The organism is Silvania hatchlandensis (genome assembly GCF_025564065.1).
GTDB lineage: Bacteria > Pseudomonadota > Gammaproteobacteria > Enterobacterales > Enterobacteriaceae > Enterobacter > Enterobacter hatchlandensis.
In genome coordinates, this window is record NZ_JAMGZK010000038.1 from 35,730 (window position 1) to 50,134 (window position 14,405).

At 57.9% G+C, this 14,405-nt stretch carries 14 protein-coding genes; 8 read left to right on the forward strand and 6 right to left on the reverse strand.

Annotation, left to right across the window (positions count from 1 at the left end; translation table 11 throughout):
* Positions 1-39: 39 nt before the first annotated feature.
* Complete coding sequence (locus tag M8014_RS03605) at positions 40-615, reverse strand: helix-turn-helix domain-containing protein (RefSeq protein ID WP_271281176.1); 576 nt, start codon at positions 613-615, stop codon at positions 40-42.
* Positions 616-766: 151 nt separating this feature from the next.
* Here M8014_RS03605 and M8014_RS03610 point away from each other — a divergent pair, with 151 nt between their 5' ends.
* A complete protein-coding gene (locus M8014_RS03610; RefSeq protein WP_271281177.1) occupies positions 767-1,285 on the forward strand; it encodes a GNAT family N-acetyltransferase in 519 nt (172 codons plus the stop codon).
* Positions 1,282-1,731 carry a DMT family transporter gene (locus tag M8014_RS03615; RefSeq protein WP_271281178.1) on the forward strand — a complete coding sequence of 150 codons (450 nt, stop codon included), beginning with the start codon at positions 1,282-1,284 and terminating at the stop codon, positions 1,729-1,731. Before M8014_RS03610 ends, M8014_RS03615 begins: the two co-directional genes overlap by 4 nt.
* 2 nt (positions 1,732-1,733) lie before the next feature.
* Here M8014_RS03615 and M8014_RS03620 read toward each other — a convergent pair whose 3' ends face one another.
* A complete protein-coding gene (locus tag M8014_RS03620; RefSeq protein ID WP_271281179.1) occupies positions 1,734-1,967 on the reverse strand; it encodes a DUF2526 family protein in 234 nt (77 codons plus the stop codon).
* A 75-nt stretch (positions 1,968-2,042) separates the two neighbouring features.
* Positions 2,043-3,641 carry an ABC transporter substrate-binding protein gene (locus tag M8014_RS03625; protein WP_271281180.1) on the reverse strand — a complete coding sequence of 533 codons (1,599 nt, stop codon included), beginning with the start codon at positions 3,639-3,641 and terminating at the stop codon, positions 2,043-2,045.
* A 281-nt stretch (positions 3,642-3,922) separates the two neighbouring features.
* Between M8014_RS03625 and M8014_RS03630 the strand changes: the two genes are divergently transcribed.
* From M8014_RS03630 to M8014_RS03640, 3 genes are read left to right on the forward strand one after another with little or no spacing between them, the layout of a single operon-like run.
* Entirely contained in the window at positions 3,923-5,260 is a 1,338-nt protein-coding gene (locus tag M8014_RS03630) for an SrfA family protein (RefSeq protein WP_271281181.1), read from the forward strand.
* A gap of 4 nt (positions 5,261-5,264) precedes the next feature.
* A complete protein-coding gene (locus M8014_RS03635; protein ID WP_271281249.1) occupies positions 5,265-8,246 on the forward strand; it encodes a virulence factor SrfB in 2,982 nt (993 codons plus the stop codon).
* Positions 8,243-10,405, forward strand: coding sequence for a virulence factor SrfC family protein (locus M8014_RS03640; protein ID WP_271281182.1), 2,163 nt, complete (start codon positions 8,243-8,245; stop codon positions 10,403-10,405). Before M8014_RS03635 ends, M8014_RS03640 begins: the two co-directional genes overlap by 4 nt.
* 31 nt (positions 10,406-10,436) lie before the next feature.
* Here the strand turns inward: M8014_RS03640 and M8014_RS03645 are convergent, their stop codons facing one another.
* A complete protein-coding gene (locus M8014_RS03645; protein WP_271281183.1) occupies positions 10,437-11,195 on the reverse strand; it encodes an alpha/beta fold hydrolase in 759 nt (252 codons plus the stop codon).
* A gap of 85 nt (positions 11,196-11,280) precedes the next feature.
* Positions 11,281-11,454, reverse strand: coding sequence for a GhoT/OrtT family toxin (locus M8014_RS03650; protein ID WP_271281184.1), 174 nt, complete (start codon positions 11,452-11,454; stop codon positions 11,281-11,283).
* A gap of 422 nt (positions 11,455-11,876) precedes the next feature.
* Here M8014_RS03650 and M8014_RS03655 point away from each other — a divergent pair, with 422 nt between their 5' ends.
* The 3 genes from M8014_RS03655 to M8014_RS03665 are packed head-to-tail and all read left to right on the forward strand — an operon-like array spanning position 11,877 to position 12,772.
* The gene (locus tag M8014_RS03655; RefSeq protein WP_271281185.1) at positions 11,877-12,221 is read left to right on the forward strand and encodes a TehB family protein; all 345 of its coding nucleotides are present in this window, start codon (positions 11,877-11,879) and stop codon (positions 12,219-12,221) included.
* 10 nt (positions 12,222-12,231) lie between these two features.
* A complete protein-coding gene (locus tag M8014_RS03660) occupies positions 12,232-12,585 on the forward strand; it encodes a TehB family protein (protein WP_271281186.1) in 354 nt (117 codons plus the stop codon).
* Positions 12,586-12,589: 4 nt separating this feature from the next.
* Positions 12,590-12,772: a DUF1869 domain-containing protein gene (locus tag M8014_RS03665; RefSeq protein ID WP_271281250.1), complete on the forward strand. Its 183-nt coding sequence runs from the start codon at positions 12,590-12,592 to the stop codon at positions 12,770-12,772.
* A gap of 30 nt (positions 12,773-12,802) precedes the next feature.
* On the opposite strand, the gene M8014_RS03670 is transcribed toward M8014_RS03665, so the two are convergent.
* Entirely contained in the window at positions 12,803-14,251 is a 1,449-nt protein-coding gene (locus M8014_RS03670; RefSeq protein WP_271281187.1) for a flagellin N-terminal helical domain-containing protein, read from the reverse strand.
* Between the last annotated feature and the right edge of the window lie 154 nt (positions 14,252-14,405).

Consider the following 14,405-nt stretch of genomic DNA (forward strand, 5'->3'; position numbering starts at 1 on the left):
CTTAGAGACTAGCTTCATATCCCCTTGCCCGCATTGTCATTACGAGCCGGACTGATTCAGCCGCACCACCAGATAGACGCAGGGTTCACGGCTTTCATTAATAAAACGACAGTCGTTAGGCGGCCCCAGTTCCAGGCAATCCCCGGCGCGCATCTCGTGGCGGGTATCCCCTTCCTGAAAGACTAGTTCGCCCGACTGGAGCCAGATCAGCTGGCGCGCCAGCGCGTATGATGACGCGGGCATTGGCACGTCGCTACCGCCCGGCAGTTCAACCTGGACCAGATCGATGGGCAGATCGCTGCGCGGCGAGACGTGACGGCGCAGGTAGTGCGTCAGCGGATCGCGCCACACCGGCTGGCTGGCAAAGCGCAGCAGCTTGCCTTCCTGCAGTTCCGCCCGGGCAATCAGGGTGGACATGCTAATGCCAAACGCCCCGGAAAGCCGGGCAAGCAGCGACGCCGTCGGGCTGCTCTCTGCCCGTTCAATTTTATGGATCATCGCCCGCGAGACGCCTGCCCGCTCGGCGAGCTCGCTCAGCGACCAGCCGCGGGATTCACGCTCAACCCGAATGCGCGCGCTGATCCGCTGATTGATGTTGTCTGGCATAGTATTCATGGCGTAATACTATAGTGTAAAAAAGGGATTTCAACGCGGTTTTTCATAACAAAAAGATATGGCTTATACCCTGGCGTTGCGAATATCATCCTGTGTAATATCGTGACGATATGTACTACTATAGTGAACAAAATAGCCCCGAGGATGCTTCATGATTATCCGACATGCCTGCAAAGACGATTGCGCTGCCATCGGCGAAATCTATAACCATGCTGTACTACACACTGCCGCGATCTGGAATGACAAGACCGTTGATACCGATAACCGCATTGCATGGTTTGAAGCCCGCCAGCTGGTCGGTTATCCGGTGCTGGTGAGCGTGGAAGACGACGTTGTAACCGGCTACGCCTCGTTCGGGGACTGGCGTGCGTTTGATGGTTTTCGTCATACGGTGGAGCATTCGGTGTACGTCCATCCGGATCATCAGGGAAAAGGCATTGGCCGCGAACTGATGAAAGCGCTGATTGGTGAAGCTAAGCGCATCGGTAAACACGTGATGGTGGCGGGCATTGAAGCGCAAAACAGCGCTTCTATTCATTTGCATGAGACATTAGGTTTTGTCACCACCGGGCAGATGCCGCAGGTGGGCACCAAGTTTGGCCGCTGGCTGGATCTGACCTTTATGCAGCTGCAGCTCGACGCGCGCAGCGAGCCGGATAATATCGGATGAATCAGTCGCTGACGCTGGTGTTCCTGGTTGCCGCAGGCATTGGCCTGGTGGTGCAGAACACGCTGATGGTGCGCATCACCCAAAGCTCGAGCACCATACTTATCGCCATGCTGCTTAACTCGTTGGTAGGCATCGTCCTGTTTGTGTCGATTCTGCTGATTAAAAACGGCGTCGCCGGGTTCAGCGAGCTGGTGCATACGGTGCGCTGGTGGACCTTAATCCCCGGCCTGCTGGGATCGTTTTTTGTCTTTGCCAGCATCAGTGGCTATCAGTATGTGGGTGCGGCGACAACCATTGCGGTGCTGGTCGCCAGCCAGCTGATCGGCGGACTGGTAATGGACGTGGTGCGCAGTCAGGGCGTTCCCCTGCGGGCACTGATTGGCCCGGTATGCGGTGCGGTATTGCTGGTGGTGGGCGCCTGGCTCGTCGCCAGGCGCGAGTTCTGAACTCAGAGAATAACGCCGCCTTTGGTCAGGCTATCCTGACGGGCCTCCTGATCTTCTTTATAGTGTTTACCGTGATGAGCAATGGTATTGCGCAGGCGCTGCTGCTGGGCATAGCGATCTTCACGGCTTAACTCAGTATCTTCACTTAATTCGATCAGCAGTTCGTTCATATGGACGATCACGCTTTCGGTTACCGCCGCATCAACGCGGGCGATAACCTCCTCTAAATGTGACATTGTCACTCCTTGCTTGTTTATTCCCTCTCCCCTATAGGGAGAGGGTCAGGGTGAGGGGCACAGACCGCAACAGACTCAGTTTAATTTTGCTTTCGAGAAATCGCTGCCCATCAGGCTGACACTATACCCGCTGACGTTGCTGCGGGTCGCGTAGAATGTTTTGCCGTTAGCCAGCGCAATCCACGGAGCCTGCTGATAGAAAATCTCCTGCGCCTGGCCGTACAGCTTCGCGCGGGCGGCCGGGTCGCTGGTCAGCTTCGCTTTTTCAACCAGATCGTTGTACCCCTTGTCACACCAGCGTGCGGCATTGGAGCCGGTTTTGATGCTGTTGCAGCCCAGCAGGACATCGGCAAAGTTATCCGGGTCACCGTTATCAGACATCCAGCCAAACAGCGCGCTGTCGTGCTCGCCTTTACGCATGCCGGACAGGTACTCGCCCCACTCGTACGAGACGATTTTCGCCTTGATACCCACTTTCGCCCAGTCGTTCTGGATCATCTCGGCAATGCGACGTGAGTTGGGGTTATAAGGACGTTGCACCGGCATCGACCACAGGGTCACTTCCGCGCCCTGCTCCAGCCCTGCCTGCTTCAGCAGCGCTTTAGCTTTTTCCGGATCGTAGCCGTAGTCCTTCAGATCTTTGTTAAAGCCCATCATGTTTGGCGGGATCGGCGATTTTGCCACTGTACCGGAGCCCATAAAGACCGCATTAACGATCGCCGTTTTATCGGTGGCGTAGTTCAGAGCCTGACGCACCAGCACGTTATCAAACGGTTTTTTCTCGGTGTTAAACGCCAGATAGCCGACGTTCAGCGCATCGACCTTGTGCAGGGTCAGATCTTTGTTTTTCTTAATAACCTCGAACTGCACCGGTGAAGGTGCCGGGATAATCTGGCATTCGTTAGTTTGCAGCTTCGCCAGACGGGTTTCGACGTTCGGGGTAATGGCGAAAATCAGGTGCTTGATTGCCACCTCACCGTCCCAGTAGTTGGGGTTCGCCAGATAACGGATCTGCGAATCGACTTTATACTGCTGGAGCACGTACGGCCCGGTGCCAATCGGCCAGGTATCGACGTTCTCCGGGGTGCCTTTTTTCAGCATCGCGTCGGCATATTCCGCCGACAGGATCGAGGCGAAATCCATCCCCCAGTCGGCGAGGAACGCTGCATTTGGTTCGCTCAGGACAAACTGGACGTGGGTGTCATCGATCTTCTTCACCTCCTGGATCAGTTTATCCAGGCCAACGTCGTTGAAGTACTCGTAATTACCCTGGGAGACATTGTGATACGGATGCTTAGGGTCTTTCTGACGCAGCACCGAGAAAATAACGTCATCGGCATTTAAATCGCGGGTCGGTTTGAAGAATTTATTGCTGTTGAACTTCACCCCTTTACGCAGGGCAAAGGTATAGGTTTTGCCGTCCGGGGAGATGGTCCAGGATTCCGCCAGCGACGGCACCGGGGTGTTTTTCACCGGGTCGAAGTTAATCAGGCGGTTATACAGCACCTGCGAGCTGGCGACAAAACTTGGACCGGAGCTGGCGATCTGCGGGTTAAAGGACTCCGGCGACGCTTCGGAACAGTAAACAAGCGTGTCGTTGTTAGCCGCCCATGCGGCACTTGCCGGTAATAGCGCGGTTAACGCCAGCGCGAGGAGTGTTTTCCCTGTAGACATCATTATTACCCTTTCGGATTTATTATAGTGAACCGTAATAACAGCACAGCACTTCCTTGCTGGCAAATAACGAAAACCTCTCAGGTTATTCTAAAGCAGTTATTTTCGCTGGTTTTCCCGCCAATTGCCGGAGAGTGATTTGCCTTAAGTCCCATTCTGCGTCAAGCACTTTCCTGCGCCTCAATGGCGTAAGAAATCGCCCCTTTTGCCGTTTCTTCTGCCGTTTGCTTGCGCGCGGACTGCGTAAAGTAGACGCGTGAAGAAGTCTATGGGACCAAATCGTGGCAAAAACTCTTTTACGCAGCGGTAATCTGGATGATTTTCAGGCCGTTGGCGGCGGCGGACAGGCCGTTTTTGAATCTGCATTGCAAATCCGTGAGGCCCTGCGCCTGCGCAAACAACAGTCTATCGTCGACAGTCTGGCGATCCCGCAGGTCAACGATGAAGGCGACCGGGTGGACTGGTATTCGCCGACGGAAGGCAGCGTCACCAGCTGGAATGCCGCCGATGAAGATGCGCGTTTTCGGGCACTGCGCCTGCTGGAAAGCACCCTGTCCAGCGTCGAGTCGCTGAGTAAGAAGTCGCTCCAGTCACCAAAAACCGCGCAGCAACTGTTTGGTTCCCTGCTCTCAAAAGCCTTCCAGTTCCCTGGTGAAAACTTCCTGTTTCTGGTGGATGGCAAGCCGGTTATCACCTTCTGGGGCTTCGTTAACCTGAATGAAAACGCACGCGACGACGTGCTCGACTGCCTGCGCGAATCCCTGCGTCCGGTGGTGGTGCCTGCGCCAGTTGAGGAACCCGAGCCCGAGCCGGTACCGGAGATCGTGTTTGAAAAAGCCGACGAGCCACTGATTGCCGCCCCTGCCATGGTGCACATGACTCCTGACTCTCTGTATACCGCGCAGCCCGCACCGGTGGTTATCGCCAAAGAACCCGATCCCGAACCGATCCCACCGCCACCGGTGGCAATCAAGAAACGCCGCTTCCCGCTGTGGCCGCTGCCGGTGGCCGCGGTCGTGGTGGCCGCCGTTGCCGCCCCGCTGCTGTGGCAAAAACAGGCGCCGACCGTGGAACCGGTTAAGGTTGCTGTCGCAGCCCCGGTGGCTATCGCCCCTAAACCGCTTGCCGCTGTCGAACCACTGGCGATGAATTTACCGCTACACCAGGCCGAAGTGCGTGCCGTTAAAGCCGCAGAGCCGGTCCCGGCTGAACCTGTGGTGATTACCGCGATCCCGAAAGAGGCGATGGTGATGGAAGCCGGTCAGGTAAAATCTGGCTCGACGCGCTTCCTCAACGGCAGCTGGCGCGTGATGCTGGACGTAACCGATCCGATAACCGGCAAGCCCCCCTCGCTGCGCTACCAGATCCAGAACAATAAAGGCATTGCCCGCGTCGTGCATGGCGACAACATCGTCTGTCGCACCGAGATTTTCTCCGGGCTGCACAGCAACGGCGAGCTGATGATTAAAACCCGCGGCAATGCCCGCTGCAGCGACGGCTCGCGCTACCCGATGCCAGAGATCACCTGTAAAGCCGGCACCAATGATGTGGCGGAATGCAGCGCGCGCTACGACGCCAACACGGTGGTTCCATTGACTTTCAGGAAGGCAGGTGCGTGATCCTATGCTGGTAAACCTTTGCGACTACAAACAGAGCGTCACGCTGATTGCGAATAGCGGCGTCCAGTTTCTTGATTTTGGCCTGACCCCACAGGATTCCGCCCAGAGCGGGCGCTTTGTGCGTAAAACCGCCAACGGCCCGCTGCTGCGCCTGGATTACGACCTGGTCAATGGCCGCTATACCCTGCCGTCCCCGACGGGCGGACAGCCGGAAGTGGTGAAGCCCGAAAGCACTATCCCGCTGCAGCAATCGCTGACGGTGCTGGATGGTGTCTGGCTGCCGATCCCCTTTTTACGCTTTAACCCGCCGCGCACCTTTGTAGAAGGTCCGGATAACTGGGCGCGAGTGCAGATCCGTAAGCTGGAGACCCCGGACAGCGCCGGGAACAGCCACCGCGTCACCCTGGCGCTCGACAGCCAGATTGCTGGCCATGCCACCAGCATCCTGTCACCGGTGGAGAACGACATTCTCAATGGCACCCGCTTTGCGCTGGCCTGGCGCGATGACGAAGTGGCGAGCTTCCTCGATCAGACATGGATTGACGGCTGGCTGCGTGAAGCCTTTACCCACTACGCCACCGGCGTGGAAAACCGGGCCGAACGCGAGCTCCAGCTGGCGATGCGCAACTTTGAGTATCAGGCGCACTGGCTCAACGTGCTGGCGCTGCTGGGCGAACAGCTTACCGTGCCGGAAGTTAAATTTGTCACCCACACCCTCAGCACCCCGGCAATTCCGGTGGATCTGATCCTGGATGTGGGCAATACCCATACTTGTGGCGTGATCATTGAAGATCATGGCGATGCCAACGACGGTCTGCGCCAGACCGCCGAGCTGCAGGTACGCTCCTTAAGCGAGCCGCAGTTCCTCAATGAGCCGCTGTTTACCAGCCGACTGGAGTTTTCTGAAGCCCGTTTCGGCAAGCAGCACTTCTCGGTCGAAAGCGGTCGCGAAGACGCCTTTGTCTGGCCCTCTATCGTGCGCGTCGGCGACGAAGCGCGGAAGCTGGCCACCCAGCGTCTGGGCACCGAAGGCAACAGCGGTATCTCCAGCCCGCGCCGCTACCTGTGGGACGAAACCCCGGTGGTGCAGGACTGGCGCTTTAGCCAGATGAATGCCAAAACCCAGCGCGAACCGCTGGCCACCGCCTTCCCGCTGATGAACCTGATGAACGATGACGGGCAGCCGCTGTTCACCCTGCCGCAGGATGAGCGTCTGCCGGTCTTCTCGCCGCAGTACAGCCGCAGCACCCTGATGACCCATATGCTGTGCGAGCTGTTAGCGCAGGCGCTGGGGCAGATCAACAGCGTTGCCACCCGGTTGCGCCTGGGTTTCCCGGCCTCGCCGCGTCAGCTGCGGACCCTGATCCTGACCCTGCCGTCGGCGATGCCGAAGCAGGAGCGCGAGATCTTCCGCCGCCGGATGTTCGAAGCCATCGCCATCGTCTGGAAAGCGATGGGCTGGCACCCGCAGGATGACGACTTCTCCAGCCGTAAGCAGCAGGAAAAGAGCGTGATCCCGGTGCCGGAGATCCAGATGGAGTGGGATGAAGCCAGCTGCGGCCAGCTGGTGTGGCTATATAACGAAGCGATTTCCCACTACGGCGGCCAGACGGAAGCCTTTTTCGCCTCTCTCGCCCGCCCGGATCGCGAGCCTGAGCCGGGCTGTCTGCCGGGTCGCGCCCTGCGCGTGGCCTCGATTGATATTGGCGGCGGCACCACCGATATGGCGATCACCCATTATCAGCTGGACGACGGCTCCGGCAGTAACGTCAAGATCACGCCGCAGCTGCTGTTCCGCGAAGGCTTTAAGGTCGCGGGCGATGATACCCTGCTGGACATCATCCAGCGCTACGTGCTGCCCGCGCTGCAAACCCAGCTGCAAAAATGCGGGATTGCCGATGCCTCGCTGCTGATGGCCTCGCTGTTTGGTGACTCCGGACGCATCGACACCCAGGCGGTATTGCGCCAGCAGACGGCGCTACAGCTGTTTATGCCCATTGGGCATGCGATCCTCGCCGCCTGGGAAGCCAGCGATATCGACGACCCGCTCGACGGGCTGCACGCCACCTTTGGCGACCTGCTGACCCGTAAGCCGACCCGCAACGTCATGAACTATCTGCAGCAGGCTATCGAACACGCGCTGCCTGCGGGATCGGAGCCGTTCGACCTGTTTGCCGTACCGCTGCACGTCAATTTCCGCGAAATGCAGGATGCGATGCTGGCCGGGCACTTTACGCTGGCCGCCCCGCTGCACGCTGTGGCGGAAGCGATCTCGCACTACGCCTGCGACATTCTGCTGATCACCGGGCGTCCAGGCTGTCTGCCGGGCGTTCAGGCGCTGATCCGCCACCTGCAGCCGGTGCCGGTTAGCCGAATGGTGTGGCTGGATAAATACCGCGTGCACGAGTGGTATCCGTTCAGCCAGCAGGGCCGGATTGGCAACCCGAAATCGACAGCCGCCGTGGGCGCGATGCTCTGCAGCCTGGCGCTGGATCTGCGCCTGCCGCGCTTTAATTTTAAGGCAGCAGATATCGGCGCGTACTCCACGGTGCGCTATCTGGGCGTGCTGGATAATACGGTCAACACCCTGCGCGACGAGAACGTCTGGTATCAGGAGATCGACCTCGACAAACCGGGGGCGAGACTGGATACCCGCCTGCACTTCCCCCTGCGCGGCAGTGTGACGCTGGGGTTCCGTCAACTGGCGAATGCCCGCTGGCCTGCCACTCCGCTCTATACCCTGAGCATTAACTCGGCCGAGCTGGCAAAATCGATCGCCGGAGACGGCGTACTGAACGTGCGCCTGCAGCTGCGCGGCGGCAGCAAGCATGAAGGCCCTGAAGCCTTCGAGTTGAGCGATGCCTGGCTACAGGACGGCACGCCGGTACCGGCCGATGCTCTGACGTTTAAACTGAATACCCTGGCCGATCGCCGTCATAGCGGTAGCCACTACTGGATCGACAGCGGGAGCGTATACCTGAAATGACAGCCACGACGACCACCACCCAGGCGTTAATCGGGTGGATCAACGCGACGCGCCAGCACGCACCGATCCTGGATAATGATGCCGATGCGCTGCTCGCCCGGCTGGCGGCAGCACAAGCCCGCGAAGGTGCCATCGAACGTGCCTTGAGCACAGACAGCACCATCGGGCTATACGGCTATTCTCAGGCGGCAAAAGCCCACCTGCTCGCAACGCTGTGCGGCAGCGGCAATAGCCGGATGAACGTCATTATCGGCCAGCGGACCTTCGACTATTTTTCGCATATCAACCCGGGCCACGCGCTCAGCAATATGGCACTGCGCTTCAGCCCGAACGTGGCAGACGCCATCGACGACGCATTTCCGCTGCGCCTGAGCCTGCTGACCGAAGCCGAGCTGGTGCAGGTGTTTCTGGCCCAGGCGACCGTCCCGGCAGTGGATAAAGCGGTTATCGAGGCGCGACTGGAGAAATGGCGCGCCCTGCGCCAGTCCCAGAGCGTACCGGGGATCACCGCCGCCGACGTGGGAACTATCGCCAACTACTGGCGCGATACGGTTCCTTCTTCTGCCCAGCAGATGGACGATGCCCTGTGGCATCAGTTCGCCCTGCTGCTGCCGTCGCTGGATCTGAGTACCCGCGCAAGCTGTTGGTCGCTGCTGTGGGGTGAGCAGCAGGAGCTGACCCAGCAGTGGCTGAAGCTGGCGCATATTCTGCATCAAACCAGCCATGCACAAGAGCTTGCCGCACCGCTGAGCCTGCTGGTGGATAATTTTGGCCTGCCGACCGAAGGCTTCCTGACCCGGGGTGATATCGCCCTGCAGGATGTGCAGCAGGCGGTGCTGCACCCGCTGCACAACGGCAAGCTGCTTAACGCCATCAGCATTCCGCTGGACGTGTTGGCGCTGCTGACCCGAGAGCTGGTTCTGCCCGTCGAGAGCGCGGCGCTGGATCGGGTGGATATCATTGATATCCCCGTCCCGTCGGCGCAGCCTGAACTCCCGCTGGCACAGGCGAAACAGCAGTGGTTGCTGGAGCACTATCGCCAGCAACTGCAGCCCGACGTGCTGGTTCTCTGCAACGCTACCGCCCACCATAATCAAACGGCTAAGACGGCAAAAACGCTGCTGAACTGGGTGAAAGAGACCCAGCCGGGCGACGACGCAGCCCTGCCAGGGCTGGTGTGGGCGATTACGCCGCAGGATGCACGCTTCACCACCCGCGCCAACCTTGATGAAGCCGTGCAACAGTTGCTGGGCAAACCGGGCCAGCGCTGGGGCACCCTGCAGGCGCTGGACAGCAGCAGTATGCAACGGGTGATCGAATGGCTGTCGCAGGCCACGCTTTCGACCCAGCGTCAGACGCGCTTGATGGCGTTACGCCGGGCGCATCAGCGCGAACTGCGCCAGCTAATGCAGGGGTATCTGGCCCCTCTCGCGCAGGATACATCCGCCCAGCGCAGCACCGCAGAGGCCATGGTGCGTGCTTTACAAGGCAGCGCTGCCCGTCACGGCGAGCTGCTGGAAGGTTTACTCCCGCCGCTGAGCGCCTTCGAAACGTTGCTCACCGTGCAGCAGCCGCGCGAGGAGCAGGTTAACGGGCTGTTTACCGAGAGTATCGATCTGTTTGCCGACAGCGCCCAGGAGAGCAATGAGCGCTGGCAGCCGAAAGACAAGGCGCGTCTGGCCCATACCCTGTGGCTTAACCACCTGCGCCAGTGGGGCCGTGACAACGCCATCGCCGGCCGTCTGGGGCTGGAGAGCGCCGTGCTGCAACACATTGCTGATGTGCTGATTGTCAGCAGCTATCGCCTGGATCTGCCCGCACAGCTGAAAAAAATTGTCGATGCCGACAAGAGCAGTGCTGCCCAGCTTCATGCTGCCCTCGGCAACTTTGTCGGCTGGGTCGGCTATGCGGATGTCCCTGCCGCCGCGCGTCCCGCCAGCAGGATCCGCAAAGGCCAGCCGGTATTTGTGACCCCAGTAGTCAACAGCAGTGCTCCACGCCTGACCCGGCTGGGCGAACAGCCGGTGCATGCGGCCACAGCCTATGTGTACGACTGGCTGGTGGCGCTGTACACCCAGGCGATTGAGAACGTTGGCTACCAGCATCCGCATGACGTGACGCTGGACGATCGTCAGCGGCTGAAAGCTATCCTGCAATAAACGCTTTTGCGGCCCGCATTCCCGCGGGCCGCTACTTCTGCTGAATGCAGTCTGACAACGCCTTCGCCAGCGCCGAGGGGTTCTCCCATGACATGGCATGACCCGCATCCGCAACGATCTTCACCTCAATACCCTGCATCCGCATCGCGTCCACATCGGCATCGGGCAGCGAAAGCGCACCAAAAATCAGCCATACCGGGCAAGGCAGTTGCACAAAGCGTTCACGCCAGCTGGGCTGGACACCCTTGACCAGGCTGGTTGCACCTCGCCAGACAGCCCAGGGGGCATTGCTCTGCAGGCACCCTTTCCAGTTTGAGGTTTCGGCCTCCAGCATGGCGGGATAACCGGTTTCGACAAAATCATCTTCCGTCTGGGCGGCAATATTCCGGCTGAACGCACCACCCCCGGCATGAAAATTGGGTTCCGAGACGATCAGCCCCCGCAAACGACGTCCGGCCAACGCGGCCGCTTCGATAGCGATGCTGCCGCCCATGCTGTGCCCGTACAGCCAGAACGCCGGGATGGCCAGATGATCGAGCAGCTCGAGTACGACCTGCGCCTGAGCAGAGGTCTGATAGCTATATGAGGTGGGTTTATCGCTGTAGCCGCTGCCGGGAAGATCGATAAGAATGGCCCGACGGCCACCGAACTGGGGATCGCAGACAATAAGAGGGTATTCGTAAGAAGAGGCGCAGCCGAGGCCATGGATAAACACCAGTGGTTCGCCGTGTCCGGGCAGTTCCTGCCAGCGCGCCGTGCAGCGGGCCTGTTGCGAATAAAAGCTGTTCATAAGCACTCCTTTCCAGATGGCTGTATATTTATACAGCCCATCGTATCGGAATGCTATCCCCGAACGTTAAAACGGGAAGGCGTCTTCAGAAAAGCGAGATCAGCAGCGCGACCGGAAAGCTCATCGGCCAGGTTGAGCCAATAAGAAAGGCGCTGAGAAAGCGAATGCGTTTGCGATCTTTGGTCAGAAACCAGGTAATGAGTGCGCAGATCGATGCCATGACTACGTAAAACATCAACATTTTTTGATACAACGTCATTCCACTCACCCACTTCGTCAATAATAACCGCGCGCAATATGCGGCATATGTTGATGTGGATCAAGTTTTTTGTTACAAATTAACCACAACTTTATTGCGTTTAATATCAATTGGGTAGAACCGTTTATACCTGTAAGCGCTTGTTGTTCAGCAAGAACAACAAAAAGGGCCGCTCGCAGCGGCCCTGGTTTCCAGCGTTATTTTTTCACCGGCTGAGGTTTTTTGTTCCCCGAGTCGGGTACTTTACGCGATTTGTCTTTGTCGACGTGGAGCATATATCGATCCTTTCGTGACCTTCGGAATAAGTAAGTATAGCCCACCTGAGAGGTACCACTTTAAAGTCGCATTTTAAATGCATTTTTTGACAAATTAAGGTTGTCGATTCGTGCTGTAATGGCGACTGATTTCACAAGGAGGACGTTATGCTGCGTATTCCGCAAAGCTGTATCCATACTCGCTCTACCCCGTTCTGGAACAAATCCACCGCACCCGCAGGTCTTTTTCAGCGTCATCTCGATACCGGCACCCGACCGGGTGTGTATCCGCGTCTGACGGTCATGCAGGGCACCGTGTGCTACCTGGGCTATGCCGATGATTCGTCACCTGAGCCTGATAGCATTCTTGTGATCGAAGCCGGGCATTTCGGTGTTTTCCCGCCCGAACGCTGGCATCACATTGAGGTGGTGTCCGACGACGCCCTGTTCAACATCGACTTTTTCGTCGAGCCCGACGTATTGAAATCTCGCTCTGCGAACAAGCACGCTTAAGGAACTGACTATGTTACGTATTCCTGACAATTTTGTGCATACCCGCACGACCCCATTCTGGAACAAAGAGACCGCACCGAAGGCACTGCTAACCCATCACAACACGAAAGCCGGTGTTTATGGTCGCCTGTCGGTGATGCATGGCGCAGTGAAATATTTCGGTTTTCCGGATGCGACCTCCACCGAGCCCGATAGGGAGCAGGTGATCGAGGCCGGGGCGTTCGGCATCTCTCCGCCGCAAAAGTGGCACCGCATTGAGCTGCTGACTGACGACACCTGGTTCAATATCGACTTTTTCGCCGACCCTGACGTAACGCTGAGCGGCGCGGGTTTGGGAAAAGTGGTTAACACACATAAGGAGTAACATGATGGGCAAAGCAACCTATACCGTCACCGTGACCAATAACAGCAATGGCGTGTCGGTGGACTATGAGACAGATGCCCCTATGGAGCTGATGATACCGGATGTGGCCGCAGACGTGATTAAAGACCTGGTGAATACCGTGCGCGCGTATGACACGGAAAATGAGCATGAGGTGTGCGGCTGGTGATCGCTCGCAGCGACGTTCTGTCGCTGCCTCTTACATTTTGAGCAGTTCCAGCACCGTTTGCGGTACCTGGTTGGCCATCTTCAGGGCGGCATTCTGGCTCTGCTCCAGGATCTGCGCCCGCGCAAGCTGGCTCGCCTCGATGGCGTAATCGGCATCCTGAATACGACTGCGGGCCGTCTGGAGCGAAACGCTCTGCTGCGACAGCACCGCTTTATGGGATTCGAAGCGGTTCATCATCGCCCCGTACTGCGTGCGGTAGCCGCTCACTGTCTCCAGCGCCGCATCTAACAGCCCCATACACTGGTTGGCCCCCGCCGCATTGATCATGCTGGTGTTTTCCAGCTTCAGCGTTTTTAAGTCCGTCGGCGTCGGTTCAATGGTGGTGGATTGCATCTCTTCGCCAAAGTTGGCGCTGGTCACCACATCTATAGGCCGACTTTGCTTTGGCGGAACGGCAGGCGTAATGGTGGGCGTCGGCAGCGTGCCCCAGGTAATGTTGCTGGTAAAGGAGCCGCTCCCTACTACCATCACCAGCAAATCTTCGGTGACCGTATCCAGGGTGATGTGTTCGATGCGGTTCGAGCCGTTGGCACCGTCGTTCCAGGCACCAGAGGCTTTGTCTTCATAGCGATCGCCATCACCGCTGTAGGTCATCGTCATGCCGTTATAGTTCAGCGCTTCGCCGTTGTAATCCCAGAAGGCTCCACCCTGAACTAACTGCGAACCGTCATAGACCGCCCCGCTGCTGAACCCGTTTTTGGCGGTGAGCAAAGAGGACGTGGCTTTGGCGTCGGTGTTAATCCCGCGACTGACCCAGGTATAATCTGCATCCGCACCGGAAAGCGGTGTGCCCAGCAGATGTTTTCCGTCGCGGGTAAATATCTGTAGATCGTCATCCAGACCCAGCGAATCAATGGTAATGGTGATATTGGTCGACCCGGCGGGAATATAGGCCAGTGGAATAATCCCGGAGCTAAACGAATAATCGGTACCGGCCACGGGAAATTTACTGTGTAACGGTGCAACGTCACCCACCAGTAAGGGGGGTAATACCGGCTTGTCGGTTGCCAACGGATATTGCCCGAAGATCTCAGTCTGTTCCGAGACCTGGGTAATATTCGCCAGAATCTGCTGATATTCGTTGTTGATGCTGATCAGGTCCGAATCAGATAACGTCCCGTTCGCGGCCTGAATCGCCAGGCTTTTGGCCCTGATCAGCATCGAGCCGATATCGCTCAGGCTGCCTTCTGCCGTCTGCGCCAGACTTATCGCATCATCCAGCCCGCGACCGATCACGCTGTCGGCATTAATGTTGGCGAGCATCCGGTTGGCAATCGCCTGCCCGGCCGCGTCATCTTTCGCGCTGTTGATGCGCAGTCCGGATGAGAGACGCTCAATGGTCTGAGAAAGCATTGAGCTGTTGGCTTTTCGGGACTTAAGCGAGAGCCCGGCAATCTCGTTATGATTAATTCCTGGCATGGGTAGTGGCGTCTTTAATCTGGTCTGATTACTCTATCGGCCCGAGAAAGATTTTATTTAGGGGATAATCGCCAAAAGCAGACGATATATTCTTTATGCGCAAGGGTGTGGCCAGCGGCAGATTAAATACATTCACCATTCAAATATATTTAAT

Coding starts and splice junctions, on each gene's coding strand:
- M8014_RS03605 (WP_271281176.1), bottom strand. CDS start 615: ATGAATACTATGCCAGACAACATCAATCAGCGGATCAGCGCGCGCATT.
- M8014_RS03620 (WP_271281179.1), bottom strand. CDS start 1,967: ATGTCACATTTAGAGGAGGTTATCGCCCGCGTTGATGCGGCGGTAACC.
- M8014_RS03640 (WP_271281182.1), top strand. CDS start 8,243: ATGACAGCCACGACGACCACCACCCAGGCGTTAATCGGGTGGATCAAC.
- M8014_RS03645 (WP_271281183.1), bottom strand. CDS start 11,195: ATGAACAGCTTTTATTCGCAACAGGCCCGCTGCACGGCGCGCTGGCAG.
- M8014_RS03655 (WP_271281185.1), top strand. CDS start 11,877: ATGCTGCGTATTCCGCAAAGCTGTATCCATACTCGCTCTACCCCGTTC.
- M8014_RS03610 (WP_271281177.1), top strand. CDS start 767: ATGATTATCCGACATGCCTGCAAAGACGATTGCGCTGCCATCGGCGAA.
- M8014_RS03665 (WP_271281250.1), top strand. CDS start 12,590: ATGGGCAAAGCAACCTATACCGTCACCGTGACCAATAACAGCAATGGC.
- M8014_RS03670 (WP_271281187.1), bottom strand. CDS start 14,251: ATGCCAGGAATTAATCATAACGAGATTGCCGGGCTCTCGCTTAAGTCC.
- M8014_RS03650 (WP_271281184.1), bottom strand. CDS start 11,454: ATGACGTTGTATCAAAAAATGTTGATGTTTTACGTAGTCATGGCATCG.
- M8014_RS03615 (WP_271281178.1), top strand. CDS start 1,282: ATGAATCAGTCGCTGACGCTGGTGTTCCTGGTTGCCGCAGGCATTGGC.
- M8014_RS03660 (WP_271281186.1), top strand. CDS start 12,232: ATGTTACGTATTCCTGACAATTTTGTGCATACCCGCACGACCCCATTC.
- M8014_RS03625 (WP_271281180.1), bottom strand. CDS start 3,641: ATGTCTACAGGGAAAACACTCCTCGCGCTGGCGTTAACCGCGCTATTA.
- M8014_RS03635 (WP_271281249.1), top strand. CDS start 5,265: ATGCTGGTAAACCTTTGCGACTACAAACAGAGCGTCACGCTGATTGCG.